The sequence below is a fragment of the Alkalihalobacillus trypoxylicola genome, assembly GCF_001590785.1.
GTDB classification, from domain to species: domain Bacteria; phylum Bacillota; class Bacilli; order Bacillales; family Bacillaceae_D; genus Alkalihalobacillus; species Alkalihalobacillus trypoxylicola.
This window is the reverse complement of the sequence record NZ_LTAO01000012.1, coordinates 54,785-75,963: the sequence shown is the minus strand read 5'-3', so window position 1 is coordinate 75,963 and position 21,179 is coordinate 54,785. Positions and strand designations below refer to the sequence as shown.

Below are 21,179 nucleotides of genomic sequence, written 5' to 3'. Positions count from 1 at the left end.
GAGAAAGAATGGTTAGAACAAGTTGAGAATGCAAAAGCTCCTTTATTTTGTTACGAGATGGCTCCTCACTCCCCGAACCTTGGGTAGATTTTCGGCAGAAGGGCATTGAACGAATTAGCACAATGGTAGATACAACTTTCACTGGAAAAACTCATCCCCAGTATCCCGAACAGAAAATAGACGCAAAAACGCCCTTGAGAATCATTTTCTCAAAGGCATTTTTTCTAAGGTCTGAGTCATCATTAAATGACGACTTTCTATTACATGATTTTATTGTGCGTCAGGGTTACCATAAATTTCTTCTAAAGGCTCAGTGATAACCTTATTCACATCACCAATTGTAACGCTTAAACGTTGTTCTGCTTCCATTAATTTAGAAATTAGTTCGTGTTGCTGAACTAGTTCAAATTGCTGCTGTGCTTTTTGAACTTCCTCTTCAGAAATCTGTTCACCCTGCATTTGCTTTCTTTGTAAATCTAATTGCAGCTGACGGAAATTATTTAACATTTTTTTAGCAATTTCATCTTCATCAATTTGTAAGTGTAATGATTTTAACTCCTTAAAATCATCACTTTCAGCAATTGCTTGCTTTAGTTCCTGCGCTTTGTCGTACACATTTGCCATTGAATTGGCCTCCTCAAAAAATTAGTCCTACCGACTATAACATGTATAAAAAAATAAATCATCTCTAAGCTATTCAGTCTAAACTTAAAAACTCCATAGGATAACAATTAGTCCTTGAACAACCCCAATTAACCCTCCTATAATTCCACCTAGATAAGCTATCATCATTAATTCCTTCCTTGCAATGGAAACGACTATTTCTTCAAGCTTATCTAAAGGAAATTGTTCTACCTGCTCTTTTACAATGACATCTAATTGCAAGCTTTTTAAAATACTTGTCAAATGCTTTTTCACCTGTCTTAAAATAAAAGCGGTAAATGAAGGGATATACTGCTCGATAATTTGTGGCTGATAGGGCTTTATTACTTTTGATAAAGGTTCATCTAACCATTTAAATACTGGTAACTCGTCTTTAATTGTTGGAAGAAAAGATTGTATTACTTTTTCTTTATTTAAGGACTGAGTTAGTTGAGATATTGGCTTCATTCTTAACTTCTTCCATTCTTTCCGAATAAGTCGCTCCACCATCTCCTCAGTATGAGAATCAGTCAATAATTTATTTAATTGTGGTTGAATTTTATCTACTAAACGATCATTTCCTAAAAACATTTTAAGCATGTTGCCGATTGTACCTTTATTAAGCAAGTAATGTTCGATCATCTGATTCATTCGTTCTTTTCCTTCACTGCTGCTCAGATACTCTTTTAGTTGATTAAGCACCATTTCTCTAAGCGCAGGAATCCAGTCTTCGACCTTTTCTTGAAGGTTGGCTGGTAATACCTCATCTATTGTAAGGTGTTCATACTTTGAAAGCATACGGTCATACGCTTGTCCTAAATATTCTTCCAGTTTGTTCGAAAGCCATTTTTTTGGTTCCTTTACATGTAAGCTATTTTCTAGAATCAAGGACAACGGAAGATCTGTTTTCAAAAGTTTATCAACCTCTACCTGTACCCATTTGGTCACTTCAAGCTGAAAGGCCGGATTATTAAGTTTCTGTTCAATCCCTTCTGAAGTAACTAAATATTTCGAAACCGTCTGACCCAGTTGATTAGCTATATCTAATCGTCTTTTCGGGATAAGACCTGGTGTAAATGGTAAGACAATGGAGCCAATTTTCATTTCTTTATAAGGACGAAATAACATTTTGATAGCAAGTAAATTGGTTAAACCTCCTACAGCCGCACCAACAATCATCATAAATAAAATAATTCCAAATTCCCCCACTGCATTTCACTCCTTCACATTCTCCGTTAACAGAGGGATACACATACTTCGATTATTATACTTAAAAAATAAGCTTCTTACTAGTAAAAGAGGTACCATCCTTTATCATTCACTATTTTATCTTTTTTAACAACGAAACAATTTAATCATTTCTATCTGATATGAAAACTGCACGATTAGGTTTTTGATTTCCACTTTAGGTAGATGCTTTCCCAAGGGCTTCAAGACATATTTTATAAAAAACGTCGGTTTTATTCACTTATAGAGCAATGATGAAATTCACTCAAACAAGAATAAATTGGGGGTTCTGTTCAATCCTATAAAAAAGAAGGGAGGATTATTATATGGTCAATAAAGAAAACAAGGATACACAGCATGAAGGACGAGATGAATATTTTATGGACATAGAAAGAATGATTAACGAAGGATTAGGGTCTGGAACCGTAAGTGAGAATCAAGCTGGTTGGATAGAGGAAGCCAGAGATTTAGAAAAAGAGGACCCACCGAAAAAAAACAAATAAATAGATAACTTAGCTGTACACTTTACCCAAGACGCCAAACTAACTCTTATCGTCATCTCATTTCTATGGAGTCGCTTATCTTCGTTAAGTTACGTTATTGATTAAAAGAAGTTCTTTCATTTCAACAGGCCCCTCTTAGCAAAAGAGAAGGGTCTGTTCGTTTTTCTGTGTATGCATTTACATAACTATTTCAAACGTCGCTACATGAGATGATTTAAAAACAACTTATATCTTCGCCTTTTTATGTTCTTCATTTCTCCTGTAAGGTCATTTTGTTATAATGAAAACTAGAGAATCTAAAAAAGGAGTTAGATGAATGAACACAGAGAAACTTCTACGCTTATTTGATAGTGCTATTATTAAAAATTCATCTTCACAAGCTTCTAACAATACATTGCGATTAATGATTGAAGAAAAAGTTATTCATTTTGACCTAGAGCTTTTAACCGAAAAAGAAGTTCTTCTATTAAAAGAGCTTTTTAATGAACCAATTACTATTCCAGCCCCTCAATCTCAACTAGAAGAAAAATGGAGAAATTGGCTCATTCATGATAGTCCTTCACCTCCAATTAAATCTCAAGTTCGATTTATCCACTTTTTATTAGATAAATCTATTGATGATTATCAAGCTTTTCATGAAATTTGGGATAGTTTATTAGAAAAAACTACTTCGATCATTTGGATTAGTCCAACATATGGAATCGTTATTCATATCGATGATACATTAGATGATGAAGTAGAATATCAAAGCTTAATAGAAGCAATGTCAACCGATTTTTATGTGAATTTATCTTTATTAATGGGGTCACAGACAGCGGCTTCTAACTCTAAAAGTCAATTTTTATGGGAAAAGAAGTGCTTTGAAATAGCTAAACGACACCATCAAAAGAAACAATATTTTGATGAACATGAAGTATCAGCTATTTTCTTACTTTCGTTTATTCCAAGTCACGATCGAACAGAGATCATTGAGCATTTTTTTAATAAAGAATTATTAGAGGATCAAGAATTACTGAAAAGTGTTTCGGTATACTTAAAAAATCACTTAAATCTTTCCTCCGCTGCAAAGGCCTTGCATATGCATAGAAATAGCCTGCAGTATCGAATAGATAAATTTATTGATAAGACGGGGATTGATATAAAACAATTTCCTCAAGCTGCTTTTTTATCCTCATTGCTTCAGCTCATTCATTATAAAATCTAAAGCCATTCGTACCAGTTATGAAAACGTGTACAATTTGCACAAAAAAATAAAAAATCTTTGTGCAAGCTTCCTATAGCGAAATGGAAATGAAAGAGTTTACAATAATATCAACAACTAAAGGGAGGTACATATTATGTCCAGTATTCAATTAAAAAATATTTATAAAATTTATGACGGTGATGTGCAAGCGGTAACAGATTTCAATCTTGATATCGAGGATAAAGAGTTTGTTGTTTTTGTAGGTCCATCTGGTTGTGGTAAGTCTACAACTTTACGTATGATTGCGGGATTAGAGGATATTTCTAAAGGCGATTTAATGATTGGTGATAAACGAATGAATGATGTTGCACCAAAAGACCGTGATATCGCGATGGTTTTCCAAAACTATGCCCTATATCCTCATATGAATGTTTATGATAATATGGCATTTGGACTTAAGCTTCGTAAATTTAAAAAGGACGAAATTGATCGTCGTGTTAAAGACGCAGCAAGAATCCTAGGACTAGAAGAAATGCTTGACCGTAAACCAAAAGCAATGTCTGGTGGTCAGCGTCAGCGTGTAGCTCTTGGACGTGCGATTGTTCGTGACCCTCAAGTATTCTTAATGGATGAGCCTTTATCTAACTTAGATGCAAAGCTACGTGTACAAATGCGTGCTGAAATTACAAAATTACACAAACGTCTACAAACAACGACCATTTATGTAACGCATGACCAAACGGAAGCTATGACAATGGCAACACGTATTGTTATTATGAAGGATGGTTATATTCAACAAGTAGGTTCTCCAAAAGAAGTATATGATAATCCTGAAAATATCTTTGTTGGTGGTTTCATTGGTTCTCCTTCTATGAACTTCCTATCAGGTAAATTAAACGGAGACCTTTTTGAAGTTGGTAAATTTTCACTTAAAGTTCCAGAAGGTAAATTAGCAACTCTTCGTGAGCAAGGATATACAGATAAAGAATTAGTATTAGGAGTTCGTCCTGAAGACATCCATGATGAATTAGTATTTATTGAAGCGTCTCCTGGTTCTAAATTAAAAGCTCAAATTGATGTAGCTGAGTTACTTGGTGCTGAAACAATCCTTTACTCTACTGTGGAAGGTCAAGATTTTGTTGCACGTGTTGACTCTCGCACTGATATTCAAAATGGTCAATCTATCGAATTAGCTTTTGATATGAATAAAGCACATTTCTTCGATGCAGATTCTGAACTAAGAATTCGTTAATTATAACCATATTTTAGAACCCTATTAATAAATAATGGGGTTCTTTTTAATTTTCATTTATTAATATCATGCTTGTTTTTTTACATTCTGGACAATATAAAAAATGAGCACATTGCTTCATCTCAGCATCATGAGATAGTTGATTATTTATCTTCTTTATTTCAATCTCTTCGTACGCACTATATTTATCCTCATAATCACTTATCCGACCATAATCAATTAATTCTGCTTGGCTACATGCTGAGCAAATATTATTTACTTTAACAAATCCATTACAAACAGGACAAATGCTCATGTTCCCCTCCTAAAAAGATAAGAAGAGGTGAGACATACTCACCTCTTACATCCACTTTTATTATTGACGTCCACCAAATTGTTGCTCAGCCATTTGTACTAAACGTTTAGTGATTTCTCCACCAACAGAACCGTTAGCACGAGAAGTAGCGTCTGGTCCTAATTGTACACCAAATTCTGAAGCAATCTCATATTTCATTTGATCTAAAGCTTGTTGTGCACCAGGTACAACAAGTTGATTTGAATTACCGCTGTTGTTGTTAGCCATGTTTCTTTCACCTCCTTATGTAATCATAGTTTGTATTTTTTCTAGCTTCTTATGTATGAAATTAATTAGTAATAAACGGAAATTTTATCTTAAATCTTTTTTAACTTTCAATATCTCTAAAAAGCTAATAAAATCTCTTATTTCCTATCAATTTCTTGGTTGTTTACAGCTTGTTCTAAAAATTTCAAAAAATCTCTTCTCAACCTTTCTTTTTTACATGTATAATTTACTTTGTAACTTTATGGATATATATAACGTACATAACTTAAGAAGGGAGAATGATAAAGATGGGATTTATAATTGGAGGCATTATTGTTTTATTACTCATTATCTTTTGGATAGCAAATTATAACTCACTTGTAAAGCTTCGTAATTGGGTTGAGCAGTCTTGGGCTCAGATTGATAATCAGTTAAAACGAAGATATGATTTAATTCCTAACCTTATGGAAACGGTAAAAGGTTATATGAAGCATGAAGAACAAACGCTAGCTAAAATTGTTTCTCTCCGTAATCAAATGGGGGATACTAGTGCAACAAGAGAAGAACAGATGGAAGCGAATAATCAATTATCTTCATCCTTAAGGCAGCTTTTTGCTTTACGTGAGGATTATCCAGATTTAAAAGCCAATGAAAACTTTAAAATGTTACAAGAAGAATTAACAGGCACCGAAAATAAAATTGCTTATGCTAGGCAGCTTTATAACAAAACGGTTAGTGAATATAATACGAAGATTGAATCTTTTCCTAGTAACCTCGTGGCATCTCTGCATCAATTTGCAAAAACTGATGTCCTTTCTACTCCTCCAGAAGAACGAAAAAATGTTAAAGTGCAATTTTAACGGAGGCAGATATGATTCTTTATCGACAAATTGAAAGAAATAAGAGATTAACCATTGTCATTGTGGCGGGCTTTATCCTTTTTGTGTTATTGGTTGGTGCCGCATTTACATATATTCAAACAGGTGAATACTATAGTGGCATGGTGATTGCTGCGGTTTTAGGGCTCGGATACACCTTAATGATGATATTCTCAAGCACTAATATAGTCATGAAAATGAATCACGCACATGAAATAAAAAGCACGAATCAAAATCCGTTTCTTTGGAATACAGTAGAAGGACTTTCTCTTGCAGCACAGATTCCAATGCCAAGGATTTTTATAATAAAGGATGCAAGTCCCAATGCCTTTGCAACAGGAACCTCTCCTGATAAGGGTGCTGTAGCCGTTACGACAGGTTTATTAGAACGCTTGAATCGTGAAGAGTTAGAAGGTGTAATAGCACATGAAATCGCTCATATTAAGAATTATGATATCCGTTTGGCTACCATTGCTATAGCTCTTGTCTCCGTCGTTGCTCTTCTTAGTGATTTTGGCAGTAGAATGCTTTATTATACTAGGCATAGCAGACGAAACAGTAAAGATAATAATGCTGGAGCGATTATTCAACTTCTCGCCATTATTCTGCTTATTTTTGCACCGATTATTGCGACGCTTATTCGTTTAGCCATTTCTAGAAACCGTGAATACTTAGCGGACGCATCTGCTGCTGATTTGACTCGTAATCCTTATGCATTAGCATCTGCATTAGAAAAAATTACGTCTAGCTCAGCACCTGTAAAAGAAGCATCAAGCACTTCTGCTCCTTTATATTTTGCTGACCCGTTAAAAAAGAAAACAAAAAACTTATTCTCAACTCATCCACCTGCACAAGAACGGATTCATCGACTTAAAAATATGTAATATAAAAAATACTAAAACAATACTCAAAATGAATGATTCCGCACATTTTAGGTACCTAGGTTAGTCACTCCCCAAAGACATTACGCGTCCGGTGGGGTGCTGCTGAACTAATTTTTTTTAAGTGGATTTCGGATGGTCACTTCCTCCCAGTGTAGTCTCCGTGCCTTGTGTCCGCTAGTTATGTCTTTCATAGAGAATCTTACAGTCAACAGAACGCTCCTTCTTGTGAAAAGAAGGAGCGTTCTGTTTTCGTTATTTGTGTTTGCATTCATTTCACATCAATTTAAGTTCGATATATGTGATGACTTTTGACTTTGCCTCTTTTTTTACTCTGATCATTCATTTTTCAGAATAAATCCATTACGAATTCCTAAACAAAGAAATGCTCTTGCTCATCAACATTTTTTGATAAAACGGTTACTAAGGACTGAATTCCTTTTTGAATCGTTTCTGGAGAAGAATGAGTAAAATTTAACCGCATCGTATTCTTTTTAGCAATGCCCGCATAAAAAGGCTCTCCGGGTACATAAGCTACTCCATTTTTGACTGCTTCATTTAATAATATAGTGGTGTTCAAGCGCTCGCTCAGTTCAATCCATAAAAACATTCCACCCTTTGGTTTTACAAAAGACATCCCCGATAGGTTTGAATGCGTTAGACACTTTACCATTACTTCCATTCTTTCTTTATATACTTTCGATAGATGCTCGATATGACCATCTAAATCGAAATTCGTACACAATTGATACAAGGCTTGCTGAGATAACGAATTTGTATGCAAATCATTAGCTTGTTTAGCCTGTGACATCATGCGGATAATTTGATAAGGTCCCATAATCCACCCCGTACGAAGGGCAGGTACTGCGATTTTAGAAAAAGTACTTGTATATAGGACATGGCTTCCATCATCTAGAGCTGCTAAAGGAACATAGGTCTCATCCTTTAAAAACTGTAGCTCACCGTAAGGATCATCCTCAAAAATAACGACATTATATTTATGTGCTAACCCTACGAGCTCTTTTCTTCTTTCCAACGACCACACCCTACCAGCTGGATTAGAAAAAGTCGGCACTACATACACGGCCTTTGGTTTTAATTGTTTCATTTTTAATTCAAGATCTTCGGGGAGCATACCATCATCGTCGGAATCAACCGCTACTACATTGGCTTCATATGAATGGAAAACCTGTAATGCAGCGAGATAGGTTGGGTCTTCTGTTAAAATAACATCTCCTGGTCCAAGCATAATACGTGAAAACAAATCTATAGCTTGCTGAGAACCCGTTGTAATGAGTATTTCATCATTTGAATAATTTTTAATTCCCTTTTTTACTTCCATTCTTTCTAAAATACTTTCACGTAAAGGTCGATACCCTTCGGTTTCAGCATATTGCAAAGCCGAGCCTTTTCCTGCGGCAAAAACTCGAGAGAACGCTTCTTCAATTCCTTTAAAAGGAAATAACTCATCATCTGGAAGACCACCAGCAAAGGAAATGATATCTCCTCGGCCAACAACCTTTAAGATATCTCTAACTGCTGAGGATTGTAAATGGCGTACTCGCTTTGCGAAGGCATATTTCATGTGACTGACACCTCTATTAATTGATTAATTTTTTGAATATTAAATCAATACTAACCTATTTCGTTTATTTGTCAATAAATATAACAACATTTTTTAAATTTTTGATCAAATACAATTAGAAATGAATATCACTACTTTATTCGGAAGGTTTATTATTCATTCAATCAAAACAAGAGATATAAGCAATCTACCTAGAGCTAGCAGAGTTTATTTCCAATTTCAAATAATAAACCTAGTCATTATAAAAAAACTTGCCGATTGGTTTTTAATCAAACCTCTCGACAAGCTTATGAGCCCACCTATCAACTGAGAATAAACCTTTCTTATTAGTAAGAAGTTAATCCCAGTCTTCATGGACCACATCACCATTATTTACATCTATATAAATGTCAACTTCCTTCGCACCTGCTTCTATCTCTATTTCATAAACAACTTTTCCCTTTTTAAAAGTAATTTCTATATCTTCCACTACTCCCTCACCTACATGCTCAATAGCCAATTCGATTGCTTTTTGTTGATCGATCTCATAAGCCACCGTTTGTTCTCCTTTTAGAAATGGTTTAATATCACTATCGATATATAGAATCTCTAAGGTTTGAGCATTTAAATAAATCTCTCCATCCTCACCGAAGTTTTCAATTTCAATTTCATAATAAAAGTTTCCATCTTTTTCTTTCTTTAATTCCATTTCATCCATTATAGAATCAGGGAATAATTGTTTGATTTCATCCGTAGCTTTTTGAACAGAAGCAAATTCTTCACTCTCACCCATAAACGTTTCTGATAAATCACCGTCTATCTTAATTAGCTCTCCTGTTTTTGCATCAATATCAATATCAACCTCATGACCGTTAAGTTCCATTTCAATTTCATAATAATAACGTCCTCTATTTCTTTCTAAATCTACATCCTTCACCTTACCGTCTACAAATGATTCAGCTATTTTTAAAGCTTCTTCTTTTGAGATGTTCTCTTGATTTTCATTTTGATTATGACCTTGATTTTGATTAACTGCTAGCTCAGAGCTTAACAAAAGGGGTGAATGGCTTTCTTCCTTTGCAGATACGACAAATGCTGTAAGACCAACAAAAACGAGACTCATACCTATTATCATTAGTTTTTTCATTTTTATTTCCTCCTTTTCATACTTTAACTATAAAGAAGGAATATGAGTACGATATGAAAATAAAATGAGAATTTGATGAGAAAATGATTGATGAAAAACAGGGAAGTTCGTAAAATAATAGAAAGGAGGTTTTTAATTGATGAGACCATTACAAATTTCGGCTGAAACCGCACAAAAACTAGCCAAGTCGTTGAATATACCAATTGAACAAATTATGCATATGCCTCAGCATATTTTAATTGCTAAATTAGCAGAGCTGGAAAAGAAAGAAAAAGAGTCAGAATAAATTCTGACTCCTATACATTAGTAGCGTTATTGTTTTATTTATTAATCTTCTTCTGTACTAATCACTTCTCCAGTTAAAGCATCAATAATCATGATGTACTCAAGTTCTCTTTCCTTATCCTCGAACTCGATCTCATAATAGTACCAATCACCATCCTCCTCTAATTCTATATCTTCAATTTCTATATCTTCATCCCGTTCTGTCCTAACTATATCTGTAATTTCATTCTCAGTTAAAAACGAAAGATCTTTTCTTTCTTTACGAAATTGAACCATTTCTAAAGAATTTGCATCTATTTCTATATAAGCTATACCATCTACTTGTTCTGCTCTAATTTGTATCATTCGATTTTGCTCATTTATCTTCGATTCAAGAATTCTGATAACAGGCTCTTGCGTCTCATTTTCCAAATAAGATATCATTTCGTCTTCCGACCATTCCTGCATTTCATTTTCACCCTGCCCTATTTCATTTTCAGTCTTCACTTGTTGAAGAGAAATGATTTCTCCGTTAAGAGCATTGACTTGTATTTCATATTCTCCTCTTGGAACCTGTAAATGGACAACGTATAAATCAGAGCCGCTTAATTCGATTGATTGTATTTGACCCGAGTACCTTTTTAATACTACCTCCTCGATTTCCTCCATGCTTAGTTCGTGATTAAAAGGAAATAAAATAAGAACAAGTAGTAAGATTATCATTATGGTTACAATCATGATTATCCACTTTTTCATTGGATAACCCCCTTACCAATAGGTAATTTCAACGTAAAAATGGTGAACTTTCCTGGCTCACTTTTTACTAATATATCCCCTTTATACTTTTCTACAAGACCTTTTGCAATACTTAAGCCTAACCCACTTCCTCCCGTATCTCGACTTCTAGCTTCATCAACACGATAAAAGCGCTCGAAAATAAATGGGATGTGATCCGGCTCAATTCCAATACCTTGATCTTTAATAGAGATGACCACATATTGATCTTCTCTTTTTGTCGTCACTTCAATATTTCCATCACTATATTTAATCGCATTTTCAAACAAAATATAAAATATTTGTTTCAATTCCAAAGGATTCAATTGCACCAATAAACCTTCCTTTATCCCTGACCATTTGAATTCCCTTTGATAGGCCTGCTTAAGATTTTTTATACACTCTGACAATACTTCTTCAATAGATGAAGTAAACTCACCGTGAGAATCTAGATAGGATTGATTTTTTATCGAATCTAAAAGCTGATTCGTTAAGCTTTTCATTCTCAATGATTCCGAATAAATGGCCTCAATGGATTCATCTAAAACCTCTGGCTTAGCTTTACCCCAACGCTTAAGAAGCTTTGCATAGCTTTCAATAACCGTTAAAGGTGTTCTTAATTCATGAGAAGCATCGGATATGAAACGCTGTTGATTTTTAAAATTTTGTTCTAGCAACTCAATCATATGATTAAATGTATGACCAACTTGAACAAGCTCATCTCCTTGTTCTTTTTGTAATGTTATTTTTTTAAATGTGCCACTTTTACGAATAGACTCCATCGTTTTCGTTAAATTTTTAATCGGTGTTACAATGATTCGACTAAGCGCTTTTCCTGCAAAATAAGTAGGAATTAAAATGGCAACAGTCGCTATGATTAGGACAATCCTCAGCATCTGCATCGTTTGCTCATGAATATTCATTCTTTCAACATATTCTAAAGTCAATACGGATCCATCCGCCCAGATGATCGGGATTCTTGCTACACCATATCTTTCATTTTTATGAATCATAGACTCACTTTGCTCGTTAATCGTATAAATAGAGGGCAAATCGCGTAGCAAAGATAAATTTAAAGTCGTTTGTAAATAGGGCAAACCGTCTTCAGCAATTAACCGAATAACTCCATCGTGGACAACTGACAGCTCAAATAGTTGTGTAGCCTCTTCTACTGTAGCCTGCTCTGAAATTTGTTTAGAGATAATATGGGCCTGATTTAGTCCTCTTTCTAATTCTGCTTGCTGTGAATTATAAGAAAACATAAAATAAATGCCAATATTCACAACGATTAATAGAAGAAGTAATAACCCCGTCGAAAACCATGTTAGTTTTCTCGATAAATTCATTTCTTAATCTCCTTTATGACATAACCTACCCCTCTAATCGTATGAATCAATGGTGAATGAAAAGGCTTATCTATTTTATTTCTTAAATAACGAATATACACATCCACTACATTTGTATCTCCATAATAATCGAAGCCCCAAACATGTTCGATGATTTGCTCTCGAGTCATTACCTGTTCCTCATGTTGTAATAAATAATGGAGTAAGTCATACTCCCGACGAGTTAATGAAATTTCTTGGTTTTCTCTTGAAACGGTCCGATTAGGAACATTTAACACTAAATCACTTAATTGATAATGACTATTTTCGTTTTGATTTATTGGTTTTTCGATTAAAGTTTGAGTTCTTAAACAAACCCTTATTCTAGCTAGGAGTTCTTCTATCTCAAATGGTTTAGTCAAATAATCATTTGCTCCATAATCTAAACCCGTTACTTTATCAATGACATTATCTCGTGCTGTAAGCATAATGATAGGTAGTGACTGGTTATTTACTCGAACTCTCCTCAGTACTTCAATTCCATTAAGCCCTGGCAGCATCACGTCTAAAATGACTAAATCCCATTCTTCATTCTGAATAAGCTCTAAGCCTGTTAAACCATCACTAGCCATGGTTGTTTGATATCCTTCATGCTCTAATTCTAATTGAAGCAGGCGTGATATTTTTTTTTCATCTTCTATAATTAAAATTCGATGCATACAAACACCTCTTCATACTTTTTTATTAGATGAGTGAATTTCATCATTGCTCTATAAGTGAATAAAACCGATAATTATTATGAAAATACATTGAATGCTCGAGAATTCACTCGCAGATTGTAACGATAGGTAGTGACTCCCAAAGGATCAGCGCCGTTTGAAGATCCACTCTGACGAAGCTCTGCGTAGTCAGAGTTAGCTGAAGACAAGCCCCTGGGAAAGCATCTACCTAAAGTGAAAATCAAAAACCTAACCGCTCGATTTTCATTAAAAGACGAATGCTTGCGAATTCACTCGCAGATTGTAACGGTAGGTCCGCTCGATTTTCATTAAAAGACGAATGCTTGCGAATTCACTCGCAGATTGTAACGGTAGGTAGTGACTCCCAAAGGATGAGCGCCGTTTGAAGAGCCACTCTGACGAAGCTCTGCGTAGTCAGAGTTAGCTGAAGACAAGCCCTTGGGAAAGCATCTACCTAAAGTGAAAATCAAAAACCTAACCGCTCGATTTTCATTAAAAGACGAATGCTTGCGAATTCACTCGCAGATTGTAACGGTAGGTAGTGACTCCCAAAGGATGAGCGCCGTTTGAAGATCCACTCTGACGACGCTTTGCATAGTCAGAGTTAGCTGAAGACAAGCCCTTGGGAAAGCATCTACCTAAAGTGAAAATCAAAAACCAAATTGTTCGGTTTTCATTAAAAGACGAATGTTTGCAAATTTCTCGTTGATTGAAACGGTAGGTAGTGACTCCCAAAGGATGAGCGCCGTTTGAAGATCCACTCTGACGAAGCCCAGCGTAGTCAGAGTTAGCTGAAGACAAGCCCTTGGGAAAGCATCTACCTAAAGTGAAAATCAAAAACCAAAATAGATGAATGATGAAATTGATTTAGATAAAAAAATAATGAAACCTTTTATAAACTTCTAACGTAAGTAATAATAAGAATAACCTATACTTCCTTCATTGTGTTAAAATAAGGAATATAGAAACTATATCATGTATCATACAACACTGTATATTCCCATTGTAATAGGGAAAAGTGATCGTTTGATTATTATTTGGAGGGATGCACATGTTTCGTTTTTTTAATCGAGTACGTACTATTGTTTCGTCTGAACTCAACTCTTTGTTAAGCAAAGCTGAAGACCCTGTAAAAATGGTAGATCAATTTATTCTTGATATGGAGAATGATATTGCAGAGGTAGAAGCAGCTGTAGCTAAGCAAATAGCCAATGAAAAGCTGTTAAACAAACAATACGAAGAAGCAGCTGCATTAGTAAGCAAGCGTGAGGAACAAGCAATGGCAGCTCTTGAAGCTGGCGATGAGAACCTTGCAAGAAAAGCATTAGAAGATAAAAATAAACACAATGACCATGCAGAATCTTTAAAAGCATCTTGGGGAGAAGCTCATAAGCTTTCAGAAGAGCTTAAAGATAAGTTACGTGAAATGAATGAAGAGTTAAGAGAAATGCGTATGAAAAAAGATTCTCTTAAAGCACGTTCAGAAAGCGCGAAAGCTAGAACCAAAGTTAATCGCTCACTATCTGGTGTTGGTGGTTCAAAAGCTGGGTTTGACAGAATGGAACAAAAGGTTATGCAAAGTGAAGCAGAAGCAGCTAGTTCAGAAGAGCTTCGCAATGTAAATCGTTCATTAGACGATGAACTAGCAGCATTAACCTCTACCTCTAGTGTAGACTCAGAGCTTGAGGCTCTAAAAGCTAAATTAAACAGTAAAAAAGAAGAGCCTGCTAATGACTAAAAAAGAAAAACCTCTTTGAGGTTTTTCTTTTTTTATTTTTTCTTTGATTTAAAGCTGCTTGAGCTTCCTCTTGAACTAGTGCTTGATTTAAAGCTACTTGAGCCTCCCCTTGAACTTGAACTAGATCTTGGACTAGATTTAGCGCTACTTGAGCTCCCTTTAGTACTTGCGCTTTTAAAGCTACTAGTAGCACCACGGGTAGGAGACTTCGCTTTAAAGCTACTAGCTCCGCCAGTTGTTGAAGTTGGTCTTGACTTTGCAGTGGTTGATTGACCTCGTAAGGAGCTTGCTCCTGAATCTCGCTTCGTTTTATTACGAGCAGTAGCTTTTTCCTTTTTAACTTGAGCAACCTTTGAGTTTTTTCCTGCTTCATTAGATTTTGAACGGGCTTTAGGCTTAACTGCTCGTTCTCCATCATTGCTTCTTATTGAACTACCTCTTTTTGAAGAATGTTTGGAACCGCTCTTCTGAATTCTAGCATCATTATAGTCTCTGTTTGAACGATTATAGTCATCCTCATAATCTCTATCATCATAGTGTCTATGATAACCATCATGGTCTCTATCATCTGAAATAAATGTGACCGAATTTTGAGTGGCATTCAATATCGTCGCATGATGAATATTCTGGTCTAAATTTTTCTGAAGAGGCTTATACTGATCATCATACTGCCTATGATCCTCTTCATAATAATCATCTTGTTCATATCGAGAAGAGCTTCTCCTTATATCTCTATTGAATTGTTCATAATCCTTTTTCATATCTCTAGGAATCTGCTCCAAAAGCTGAAGTTGATTGCTAGCTTGATTATATTGTCCAGCTGCTAGTAGGCGCTGAATTTCTCTTTCACAATAAGAAAACTCTCTACGATAGCTATGAATCGGCATATCCTTTTCATAACGTCTTTCCGCTTTTTCATAGCTTCTTTTTGCCACGGACCATTGGCGGTCAAGCTCTGCTTTTTTCTTTTTCCAGAAAGTTAATTCATCTAGCCATTTTTCATATTGCTGTTCTAATTGTCTTACTTTTTCTTGAAATTCCCCTAAATGGACAATCCCTTGCTGTAAGTCATTTTTCTCAAATTGCGTTTGATTTAATAATCTCGAGATATCTAAGGTGTCCATAGGAATAGCTTCCAAATTAACTGTGTGCAATAGCTTTGAAATTTCTCTTTCTAAATGATTCATTTGGTCAAGCAATTGTTTTCTTTCGCTTTCTAGCTCTTCAAATCTTGCAAAGCATTGGACATACATTTGATCTATTTCTTGTATTTCAAATTTAAGTCGTTCCGTTTCTTCATATGCTTCCTCATAATGTTGTTCATCAAGAGATCGTTTTACTTCACCCATGACGGTTTTTATAGACTGTATCCGATTATTAAGCTCATAGAATAGAGATTGTAAATCATGCCAATGCACTTGATTATATTGCTTTTGTAATCGATTCAATTCTCGATCAAAATCACTCTCTTTTTCTTTAAAATAAAGAAGCTCTTGCTCCATCTTCTCTAAATTGAGCCAGCTATGATCTCTTTTGAAAATTAGACTCTCTACTAATTCACTTACTTCTTCTAATTGTTTATCTATAAAACGTTTTTCATCCTCAGCTGCTTTAGCCTTCCCTTCCATTACATCGTTTGATAGGTTTGAGAAAGCCTGTTCTATTTTAATAAAGGCCTGTTCAACTTGATGAACGATCGTATGCAAACTCTCATCAGCAATTTGATTCATTAACAGCTCTTTTTGCTTATTCATATTCTGTTTTATAGAAGACAAAGAATCCTTTAAATCTTGAAGCAATGAAAAATCTCGGTCCATCTCATTAAAACGCTCAGTTAACGTTTCCAATAACTGAGAGGCTCCAACATAATCGAGATGCTTCTCTAATTCCTCAGCCTTATTTAGCCCTATATTAACCTCTTCTAAGGTTGAAGAAATGAAAGAAAATGAGTTTGTTTGAGAAGCAATACTGGATTGGAATTTTGTTTCAAATGTTCCTATATTCTCTTTTAATTGGTTAATTTGCTCTGAAGCCTTCTTTTCGCTGTTCATGACAGTATCTGTTTCTTCTGTCAACTCAGTAAATAACCGCTCGTCATTTTCCGTTTCCACTTCTATATTCTCTACCTGTAACGCATAGTCATCTGTTTTTAAAGATTGTCCTAATAAATCCTCTATGTGATTGTCTCGTTCTTTTGCATTTGTCAAAATATAAAACAGCTGCTTTTCTAGCTGCTTCAATGCCACAACAGTTTGTCCTTTAGATAGCTTTAATCGTTCACTCACGTTATTGTATGGCTGTAAAACTCCTGAGAGTAACTTCTTCTGTCTTTCTTGCAGTGCTGACAATTCGGCTATTCTTTTCTTATCTGATTGTTTTTTAAGCACGATTCGCACACCGGTAAGAACAGCTAGTGAAATAGCCAAAAATAAAATCGTACTAAACCACGTTATATTCGGGCCATTATTTGCAGTGCTTGGAATCGTAATCGCTTCACTTTCAATCGTCTCTTCCTCAATCATTTCTCCGGATTCATTAGGCATTTCTAAATTGACGAATCTTTCTTCTATTTCATTAATTAAGCTTTCCACGGCAAGGACAAAATCATCTTGCTCCGCACCATTTATAAATGTATCATTGAGGATTTCTTCATATGCATTTGAACCTTGACCTTGTAAAATAGCATCCTCTATTGCAGAATCTGCCGCTGTTTGGAATTGAACCTCATTTTGATGGATTAACAAAAGAGCATCTACATTAGCTTCCAAAAAAATCATTTCTGCTTCTGATTCTATCGCCTCATTTTCCATTTGAGATACTGATTTTATTAAATAATCAAAATGACTGTCGGTATAGGTTTCTTCTAAATATTCGATTTCTTCTGTTGAAAAAAATAGTTCTTCATCTTCCTCTATTACTAAAGCTGCCATACTATTCATTGGGTTACTTATGTATAAAGCAAACAAAAATAATAGTCCGCCAAGAATATGCCTTTTTTTCATTTTTTCCCCCTTAATTCTTTTACTATTATCATAAATCATCTCTCTTTAATAATAAAGATGTACTATGTAAATATATTTATATTTATCTTTTATTCCTACTGAATTTAAATCTTTTTATTAAAATACGTTACTTTTATCACAGCATTTAATATTATTGGCTGAGACAATACGCAAGAATGAAAAACTCCACTCATTTTAAGTGCGTGTCTGTTCGCTTTCCCAAGATACTTCGCGTCCAGTGGTGGCGCAAGAACTAACTTTTTTTAAAGTGAATTTCAGTATGACCACTTATTTCCACTGGTGTCTCCGTATCTTGTGTCCACTAGCTTACGCCTTTCACAGGGAATCTATCCTTTCAAAAAAACCCTCCTTTTTCACAGTAAGGAGGGTTCATGGTTACTTCTTGATTTTTGCATCCATTACAAATCATTTCAAGTTTTGTAATATGAGATGATTATTAAAAACAGCTATTTATTTTCCCTACCTTTATAGAAATCGAACCGTTCCTATTTAGAACCTTTTACCTCCGCCACGTGAGCGTCCACCACGTGAACCAAAGCTTGAGCCGCCTCCACGTGAACTTCCTCCTCTTGAACCAAAGCTCGAACCGCCTCCACGTGAAGTGTTTCCTTTAGAGCCAAAGCTTGAGCCGCCTCCTCTAGAACCGAAGCCTGAAGAACCGCTGTTATTTCTAAAGGTGTAGTTTTGACTATGCCTGCGCCGTTGTTCGTCCAGCCTTCTTTGATGGTCAGTTCTCATAGTCTGTGTTAATTGGCTGATAAGTGCCATTTGTGCAATAGCACCTCGATAATCTCCCTTTGAGAGCAAACGTTTTACCTGTTGCTCATTACTTAAATATTTATTTTGGTAAGAGTTTGAAGACAGTAATCCAAACTGACTTTGCGCATCACGATAAGACCTACTTACAGATTGCCACTCTCTCATCGCATCTCGTTTTTCTTTCAAAGCACCTTCCACTATACGGTTAATTCTTTGAAAGCCTTCATTCATTTCCGCTAATTTATTTTCAGCTTTTACTAAATGTTTGTCTGTGCTCTCCATATCCTGCTCTAGGCTCTTACAGTCTCTCACTATCGTAGTTAATGCTTCTGTTTGAATATTAAGAGCTTCAGAACGAGCCTTTTCTAGTAAAGCATTTGTTTTTCTTTTTAATTCAGAAGTGCTTTTTAAGAGGCTACGTTTTCTGCCTTCTAATTCATCAAATCGATTACGAATCATTTCTTTAAAACGCTCTGAATCTTCAAGGTTACTCACTAAAGGCTTTAAATGTTTAGCTATCTCTAGATAATTAGGATCGACTTCATCTAAAAGTAGTTGAATAGCAGGTAATTGTGTTTCAAGCTGGTCAATGTTTTGTTTCATCGTCATTAGATAATCTTCTAAATCTAATCGATGATCGTCATGATAATGAGACTGAAGCTTATTCAATTCTTGTTGTAGTGAGGAGCTTTGTTCATTGAACGTCTCCTTTTCTTTATTCAAATTTTTGACCTGCTGCAAGCTAAAATCTCGAGCTTCTATCCACTTCTCCACTGTTTCTGTTGCTTGTTCTAATTGTTCCTGTATTCCATCATGATCGGATTTAATCTTAAAAACGTCTCCTAATGTGATGGCTTCATTCATTTTTTCTAAAATGGCTTGGGCCTCAGTGTAGTAGCGGGTAAGAATATTCTTTAGATGGTTAAGCTTTTCTTGATTGGTTTTATTAAACAAATGATTTTGATGCTCCTTTATTTGTTCGGAGATCCGCTTAACCTCTGTTACCATTTGTTTTAAGTAAAAAAAATCTTGTTTCAGCTCTTCTAATGGCTTTAAAGTAGTATTTAATATTTTTTCTGCACCGATAAAATCAAAGCCACTCTCTTTTGACTTAGCTGATTGAATTCTTTCCGTTAAGACCAATATTCTCTCTTCTAAAACAGGGTAAGATTCGTTACGGCTGTTCGTAAATTGTTTAAATTCTTTTTGTAAATCATCCATTTCAGCCATGGCTTCCTTGATATTTTTTGTGATGATTAATTCCTTTTCAAAGAACTCTTTCATCTGTTGCTCTAGCTGAGGTAGCCTCTGTTCTGCTAATTGGGTTTGCTCTTGAATAGGCTCTGTTTCCTTTATCAGTTCAATATATTTCTTAGGAATCCCCAACCTTGTTAAAGCCTGCTCTCTATCTTTTGCACCTTGTAAAATATCAAAAAAGTCTTGGCTTAATACATTGAGACTTTTTTCTGTATCACCTTTCGCTAACTTCAATCTTTCACTAACTTTATTATAAGGATTTAAGACCTTAGAAAGTAATTTTTGCTGTCTCTTTTTCAAATCATCTATTTCTTTTTCGATTTTCTTTTTAGAGCGAATTCTAAATATGACCATAACTATAGCTATAAACACGGCTACAATACTCAGTGATAAAATAACATCAAATGCTGAAATAGAGCTTGAACTTGTAACAGAAGTTCCTGAATCGCTCTGATTAGATTGATTCACACCGGATGAATTTAATGCTGCATTTTCAATTTCATTAACCAACGTCTCTATCCCAAGAGCAAATTCCCCATCTTTTGCGTATTCTATAAATGTATCATCTAATAAAGCCTCATAAGGGTCATACGAATTACTTAATTGATTAATGACCTGGTCAATAGTGGACCCTTCCCAGGAAGATAAATAAATTTCTCCTTCCTGTGACATTAAAATAACCGCATCAACATCCAATTGCTCATACAAGCTTTCCGCTTGCTGTTCAATTGAGTCACCTTCTACAGCTTCGACTGTTTGTAAAAAATAATCGAAATCTGAATTTCGAAAATCACTTTCTAGATTATTTATTTCTGTTGATGTAAAAAATTGTCCATCATCACTTATTTCTAATGCTGCTTCTGCATAAAAAGGTATACAAAAACTAATCAGGATGATAAAAAACGTTAATATAAAACCTCTTCGATTCATTACGTCGCCTCCATGCCTCTAACTACATACTATCATCATAAAGCAAAAAACAGCTTGAATAAAGATGTAGAATGAACTTCTCTATGTTTGCTCTATTATATACGTACAAATGGATTAAATCGTTTCATAATATTAGATGAAATAATTCCATCATTCCTATCTTTAAATGAAAACCCAGAGGTTAGGTTTTTGATTTTCACTTTAGATAGATGCTTTCCCAAGGGCCTGTTTTCAGCTAATGAAATTCACTCAGGTATAAAACAAATAAAGCTGAGACGAAAGCTTTTTTTAAACTATTACATGTAGTGAAACTTGAAATGGTTTGCAATACATGCATACGCAAATAAAAACAGGACCTTCCTTCTTACCAAAAGAAGGAGAGTCCTGTTGAATTGGTAGAATCTTTATAAAAGTCGTATTCTAGCGGGCAGGCCTTGCTGAATTCACTTACATTCAGAAAAGTTAATTTGGCGCCACCCCATCACAGACACGTGTAGTGTCTTGAGGGAGGGAAGACCAGAGGAACTTACATCTGTTGAGTTCCTTATTTA

Annotated in this window: 18 protein-coding genes; 7 read left to right on the top strand and 11 right to left on the bottom strand. The window is 35.0% G+C overall.

The genetic code is table 11. From position 1 onward, the window contains the following. Positions 1 to 270 precede the first annotated feature (270 nt). Positions 271 to 624 carry a YlbF/YmcA family competence regulator gene (locus AZF04_RS07405; protein ID WP_045485375.1) on the bottom strand — a complete coding sequence of 118 codons (354 nt, stop codon included), beginning with the start codon at positions 622 to 624 and terminating at the stop codon, positions 271 to 273. A gap of 84 nt (positions 625 to 708) precedes the next feature. Beyond that, positions 709 to 1,851, bottom strand: coding sequence for a DUF445 domain-containing protein (locus AZF04_RS07400; protein WP_061948194.1), 1,143 nt, complete (start codon positions 1,849 to 1,851; stop codon positions 709 to 711). A gap of 344 nt (positions 1,852 to 2,195) precedes the next feature. Between AZF04_RS07400 and AZF04_RS21390 the strand changes: the two genes are divergently transcribed. The 3 genes from AZF04_RS21390 to AZF04_RS07390 all read left to right on the top strand — a co-directional run bounded on the left by AZF04_RS21390 (position 2,196) and on the right by AZF04_RS07390 (position 4,807). Further along, positions 2,196 to 2,372: a hypothetical protein gene (locus AZF04_RS21390; RefSeq protein ID WP_169802515.1), complete on the top strand. Its 177-nt coding sequence runs from the start codon at positions 2,196 to 2,198 to the stop codon at positions 2,370 to 2,372. Between the two features lie 316 nt (positions 2,373 to 2,688). Next, positions 2,689 to 3,576, top strand: a complete 888-nt coding sequence (locus AZF04_RS07395) for a helix-turn-helix domain-containing protein (protein WP_061948193.1) — start codon at positions 2,689 to 2,691, stop codon at positions 3,574 to 3,576. Between the two features lie 133 nt (positions 3,577 to 3,709). Beyond that, a complete protein-coding gene (locus AZF04_RS07390; protein ID WP_045485381.1) occupies positions 3,710 to 4,807 on the top strand; it encodes an ABC transporter ATP-binding protein in 1,098 nt (365 codons plus the stop codon). 46 nt (positions 4,808 to 4,853) lie between these two features. Here the strand turns inward: AZF04_RS07390 and AZF04_RS07385 are convergent, their stop codons facing one another. Both AZF04_RS07385 and AZF04_RS07380 read right to left on the bottom strand, forming a co-directional pair. Further along, the gene (locus tag AZF04_RS07385; protein ID WP_061948192.1) at positions 4,854 to 5,102 is read right to left on the bottom strand and encodes a hypothetical protein; all 249 of its coding nucleotides are present in this window, start codon (positions 5,100 to 5,102) and stop codon (positions 4,854 to 4,856) included. 60 nt (positions 5,103 to 5,162) lie between these two features. Further along, positions 5,163 to 5,369 (bottom strand): alpha/beta-type small acid-soluble spore protein, encoded by a 207-nt coding sequence (locus AZF04_RS07380; RefSeq protein ID WP_061948191.1) that lies wholly within the window; start codon positions 5,367 to 5,369, stop codon positions 5,163 to 5,165. Between the two features lie 287 nt (positions 5,370 to 5,656). Between AZF04_RS07380 and AZF04_RS07375 the strand changes: the two genes are divergently transcribed. Both AZF04_RS07375 and htpX read left to right on the top strand, forming a co-directional pair. Then, entirely contained in the window at positions 5,657 to 6,208 is a 552-nt protein-coding gene (locus AZF04_RS07375; protein WP_061948190.1) for a LemA family protein, read from the top strand. A gap of 14 nt (positions 6,209 to 6,222) precedes the next feature. Then, the gene (gene htpX / locus AZF04_RS07370; RefSeq protein ID WP_061948704.1) at positions 6,223 to 7,110 is read left to right on the top strand and encodes a zinc metalloprotease HtpX; all 888 of its coding nucleotides are present in this window, start codon (positions 6,223 to 6,225) and stop codon (positions 7,108 to 7,110) included. A 370-nt stretch (positions 7,111 to 7,480) separates the two neighbouring features. On the opposite strand, the gene AZF04_RS07365 is transcribed toward htpX, so the two are convergent. Together AZF04_RS07365 and AZF04_RS07360 are read right to left on the bottom strand one after the other, a co-directional pair. Then, on the bottom strand, positions 7,481 to 8,692 hold the full coding sequence (locus tag AZF04_RS07365) for an aminotransferase-like domain-containing protein (RefSeq protein WP_045485389.1): 1,212 nt from the start codon (positions 8,690 to 8,692) through the stop codon (positions 7,481 to 7,483). Positions 8,693 to 9,029: 337 nt separating this feature from the next. After that, positions 9,030 to 9,818: a PepSY domain-containing protein gene (locus AZF04_RS07360; protein WP_061948189.1), complete on the bottom strand. Its 789-nt coding sequence runs from the start codon at positions 9,816 to 9,818 to the stop codon at positions 9,030 to 9,032. 139 nt (positions 9,819 to 9,957) lie between these two features. Between AZF04_RS07360 and AZF04_RS20410 the strand changes: the two genes are divergently transcribed. Further along, positions 9,958 to 10,104 (top strand): YycC family protein, encoded by a 147-nt coding sequence (locus AZF04_RS20410; protein WP_064504082.1) that lies wholly within the window; start codon positions 9,958 to 9,960, stop codon positions 10,102 to 10,104. 41 nt (positions 10,105 to 10,145) lie between these two features. Here AZF04_RS20410 and AZF04_RS07355 read toward each other — a convergent pair whose 3' ends face one another. From AZF04_RS07355 to AZF04_RS07345, 3 genes are read right to left on the bottom strand one after another with little or no spacing between them, the layout of a single operon-like run. Continuing rightward, entirely contained in the window at positions 10,146 to 10,838 is a 693-nt protein-coding gene (locus AZF04_RS07355; protein ID WP_061948188.1) for a PepSY domain-containing protein, read from the bottom strand. Continuing rightward, the gene (locus AZF04_RS07350; RefSeq protein WP_061948187.1) at positions 10,835 to 12,202 is read right to left on the bottom strand and encodes a sensor histidine kinase; all 1,368 of its coding nucleotides are present in this window, start codon (positions 12,200 to 12,202) and stop codon (positions 10,835 to 10,837) included. The genes AZF04_RS07355 and AZF04_RS07350 overlap by 4 nt, the downstream gene beginning before the upstream one ends. Further along, positions 12,199 to 12,900 carry a response regulator transcription factor gene (locus AZF04_RS07345; RefSeq protein ID WP_061948186.1) on the bottom strand — a complete coding sequence of 234 codons (702 nt, stop codon included), beginning with the start codon at positions 12,898 to 12,900 and terminating at the stop codon, positions 12,199 to 12,201. Before AZF04_RS07345 ends, AZF04_RS07350 begins: the two co-directional genes overlap by 4 nt. 1,072 nt (positions 12,901 to 13,972) lie before the next feature. Between AZF04_RS07345 and AZF04_RS07340 the strand changes: the two genes are divergently transcribed. After that, positions 13,973 to 14,659 (top strand): PspA/IM30 family protein, encoded by a 687-nt coding sequence (locus AZF04_RS07340; RefSeq protein WP_045485400.1) that lies wholly within the window; start codon positions 13,973 to 13,975, stop codon positions 14,657 to 14,659. 32 nt (positions 14,660 to 14,691) lie between these two features. On the opposite strand, the gene AZF04_RS07335 is transcribed toward AZF04_RS07340, so the two are convergent. Both AZF04_RS07335 and AZF04_RS07330 read right to left on the bottom strand, forming a co-directional pair. Then, positions 14,692 to 17,661, bottom strand: coding sequence for a septation ring formation regulator EzrA (locus tag AZF04_RS07335; protein WP_061948185.1), 2,970 nt, complete (start codon positions 17,659 to 17,661; stop codon positions 14,692 to 14,694). A 510-nt stretch (positions 17,662 to 18,171) separates the two neighbouring features. Further along, a complete protein-coding gene (locus AZF04_RS07330) occupies positions 18,172 to 20,628 on the bottom strand; it encodes a septation ring formation regulator EzrA (RefSeq protein WP_061948184.1) in 2,457 nt (818 codons plus the stop codon). Positions 20,629 to 21,179: the final 551 nt, after the last annotated feature.

Coding starts and splice junctions, on each gene's coding strand:
- AZF04_RS07405 (WP_045485375.1), bottom strand. CDS start 624: ATGGCAAATGTGTACGACAAAGCGCAGGAACTAAAGCAAGCAATTGCT.
- AZF04_RS21390 (WP_169802515.1), top strand. CDS start 2,196: ATGGTCAATAAAGAAAACAAGGATACACAGCATGAAGGACGAGATGAA.
- AZF04_RS07395 (WP_061948193.1), top strand. CDS start 2,689: ATGAACACAGAGAAACTTCTACGCTTATTTGATAGTGCTATTATTAAA.
- AZF04_RS07390 (WP_045485381.1), top strand. CDS start 3,710: ATGTCCAGTATTCAATTAAAAAATATTTATAAAATTTATGACGGTGAT.
- AZF04_RS07385 (WP_061948192.1), bottom strand. CDS start 5,102: ATGAGCATTTGTCCTGTTTGTAATGGATTTGTTAAAGTAAATAATATT.
- AZF04_RS07380 (WP_061948191.1), bottom strand. CDS start 5,369: ATGGCTAACAACAACAGCGGTAATTCAAATCAACTTGTTGTACCTGGT.
- AZF04_RS07375 (WP_061948190.1), top strand. CDS start 5,657: ATGGGATTTATAATTGGAGGCATTATTGTTTTATTACTCATTATCTTT.
- AZF04_RS07365 (WP_045485389.1), bottom strand. CDS start 8,692: ATGAAATATGCCTTCGCAAAGCGAGTACGCCATTTACAATCCTCAGCA.
- AZF04_RS07360 (WP_061948189.1), bottom strand. CDS start 9,818: ATGAAAAAACTAATGATAATAGGTATGAGTCTCGTTTTTGTTGGTCTT.
- AZF04_RS20410 (WP_064504082.1), top strand. CDS start 9,958: ATGAGACCATTACAAATTTCGGCTGAAACCGCACAAAAACTAGCCAAG.
- AZF04_RS07355 (WP_061948188.1), bottom strand. CDS start 10,838: ATGAAAAAGTGGATAATCATGATTGTAACCATAATGATAATCTTACTA.
- AZF04_RS07350 (WP_061948187.1), bottom strand. CDS start 12,202: ATGAATTTATCGAGAAAACTAACATGGTTTTCGACGGGGTTATTACTT.
- AZF04_RS07345 (WP_061948186.1), bottom strand. CDS start 12,900: ATGCATCGAATTTTAATTATAGAAGATGAAAAAAAAATATCACGCCTG.
- AZF04_RS07340 (WP_045485400.1), top strand. CDS start 13,973: ATGTTTCGTTTTTTTAATCGAGTACGTACTATTGTTTCGTCTGAACTC.
- AZF04_RS07335 (WP_061948185.1), bottom strand. CDS start 17,661: ATGAAAAAAAGGCATATTCTTGGCGGACTATTATTTTTGTTTGCTTTA.
- AZF04_RS07330 (WP_061948184.1), bottom strand. CDS start 20,628: ATGAATCGAAGAGGTTTTATATTAACGTTTTTTATCATCCTGATTAGT.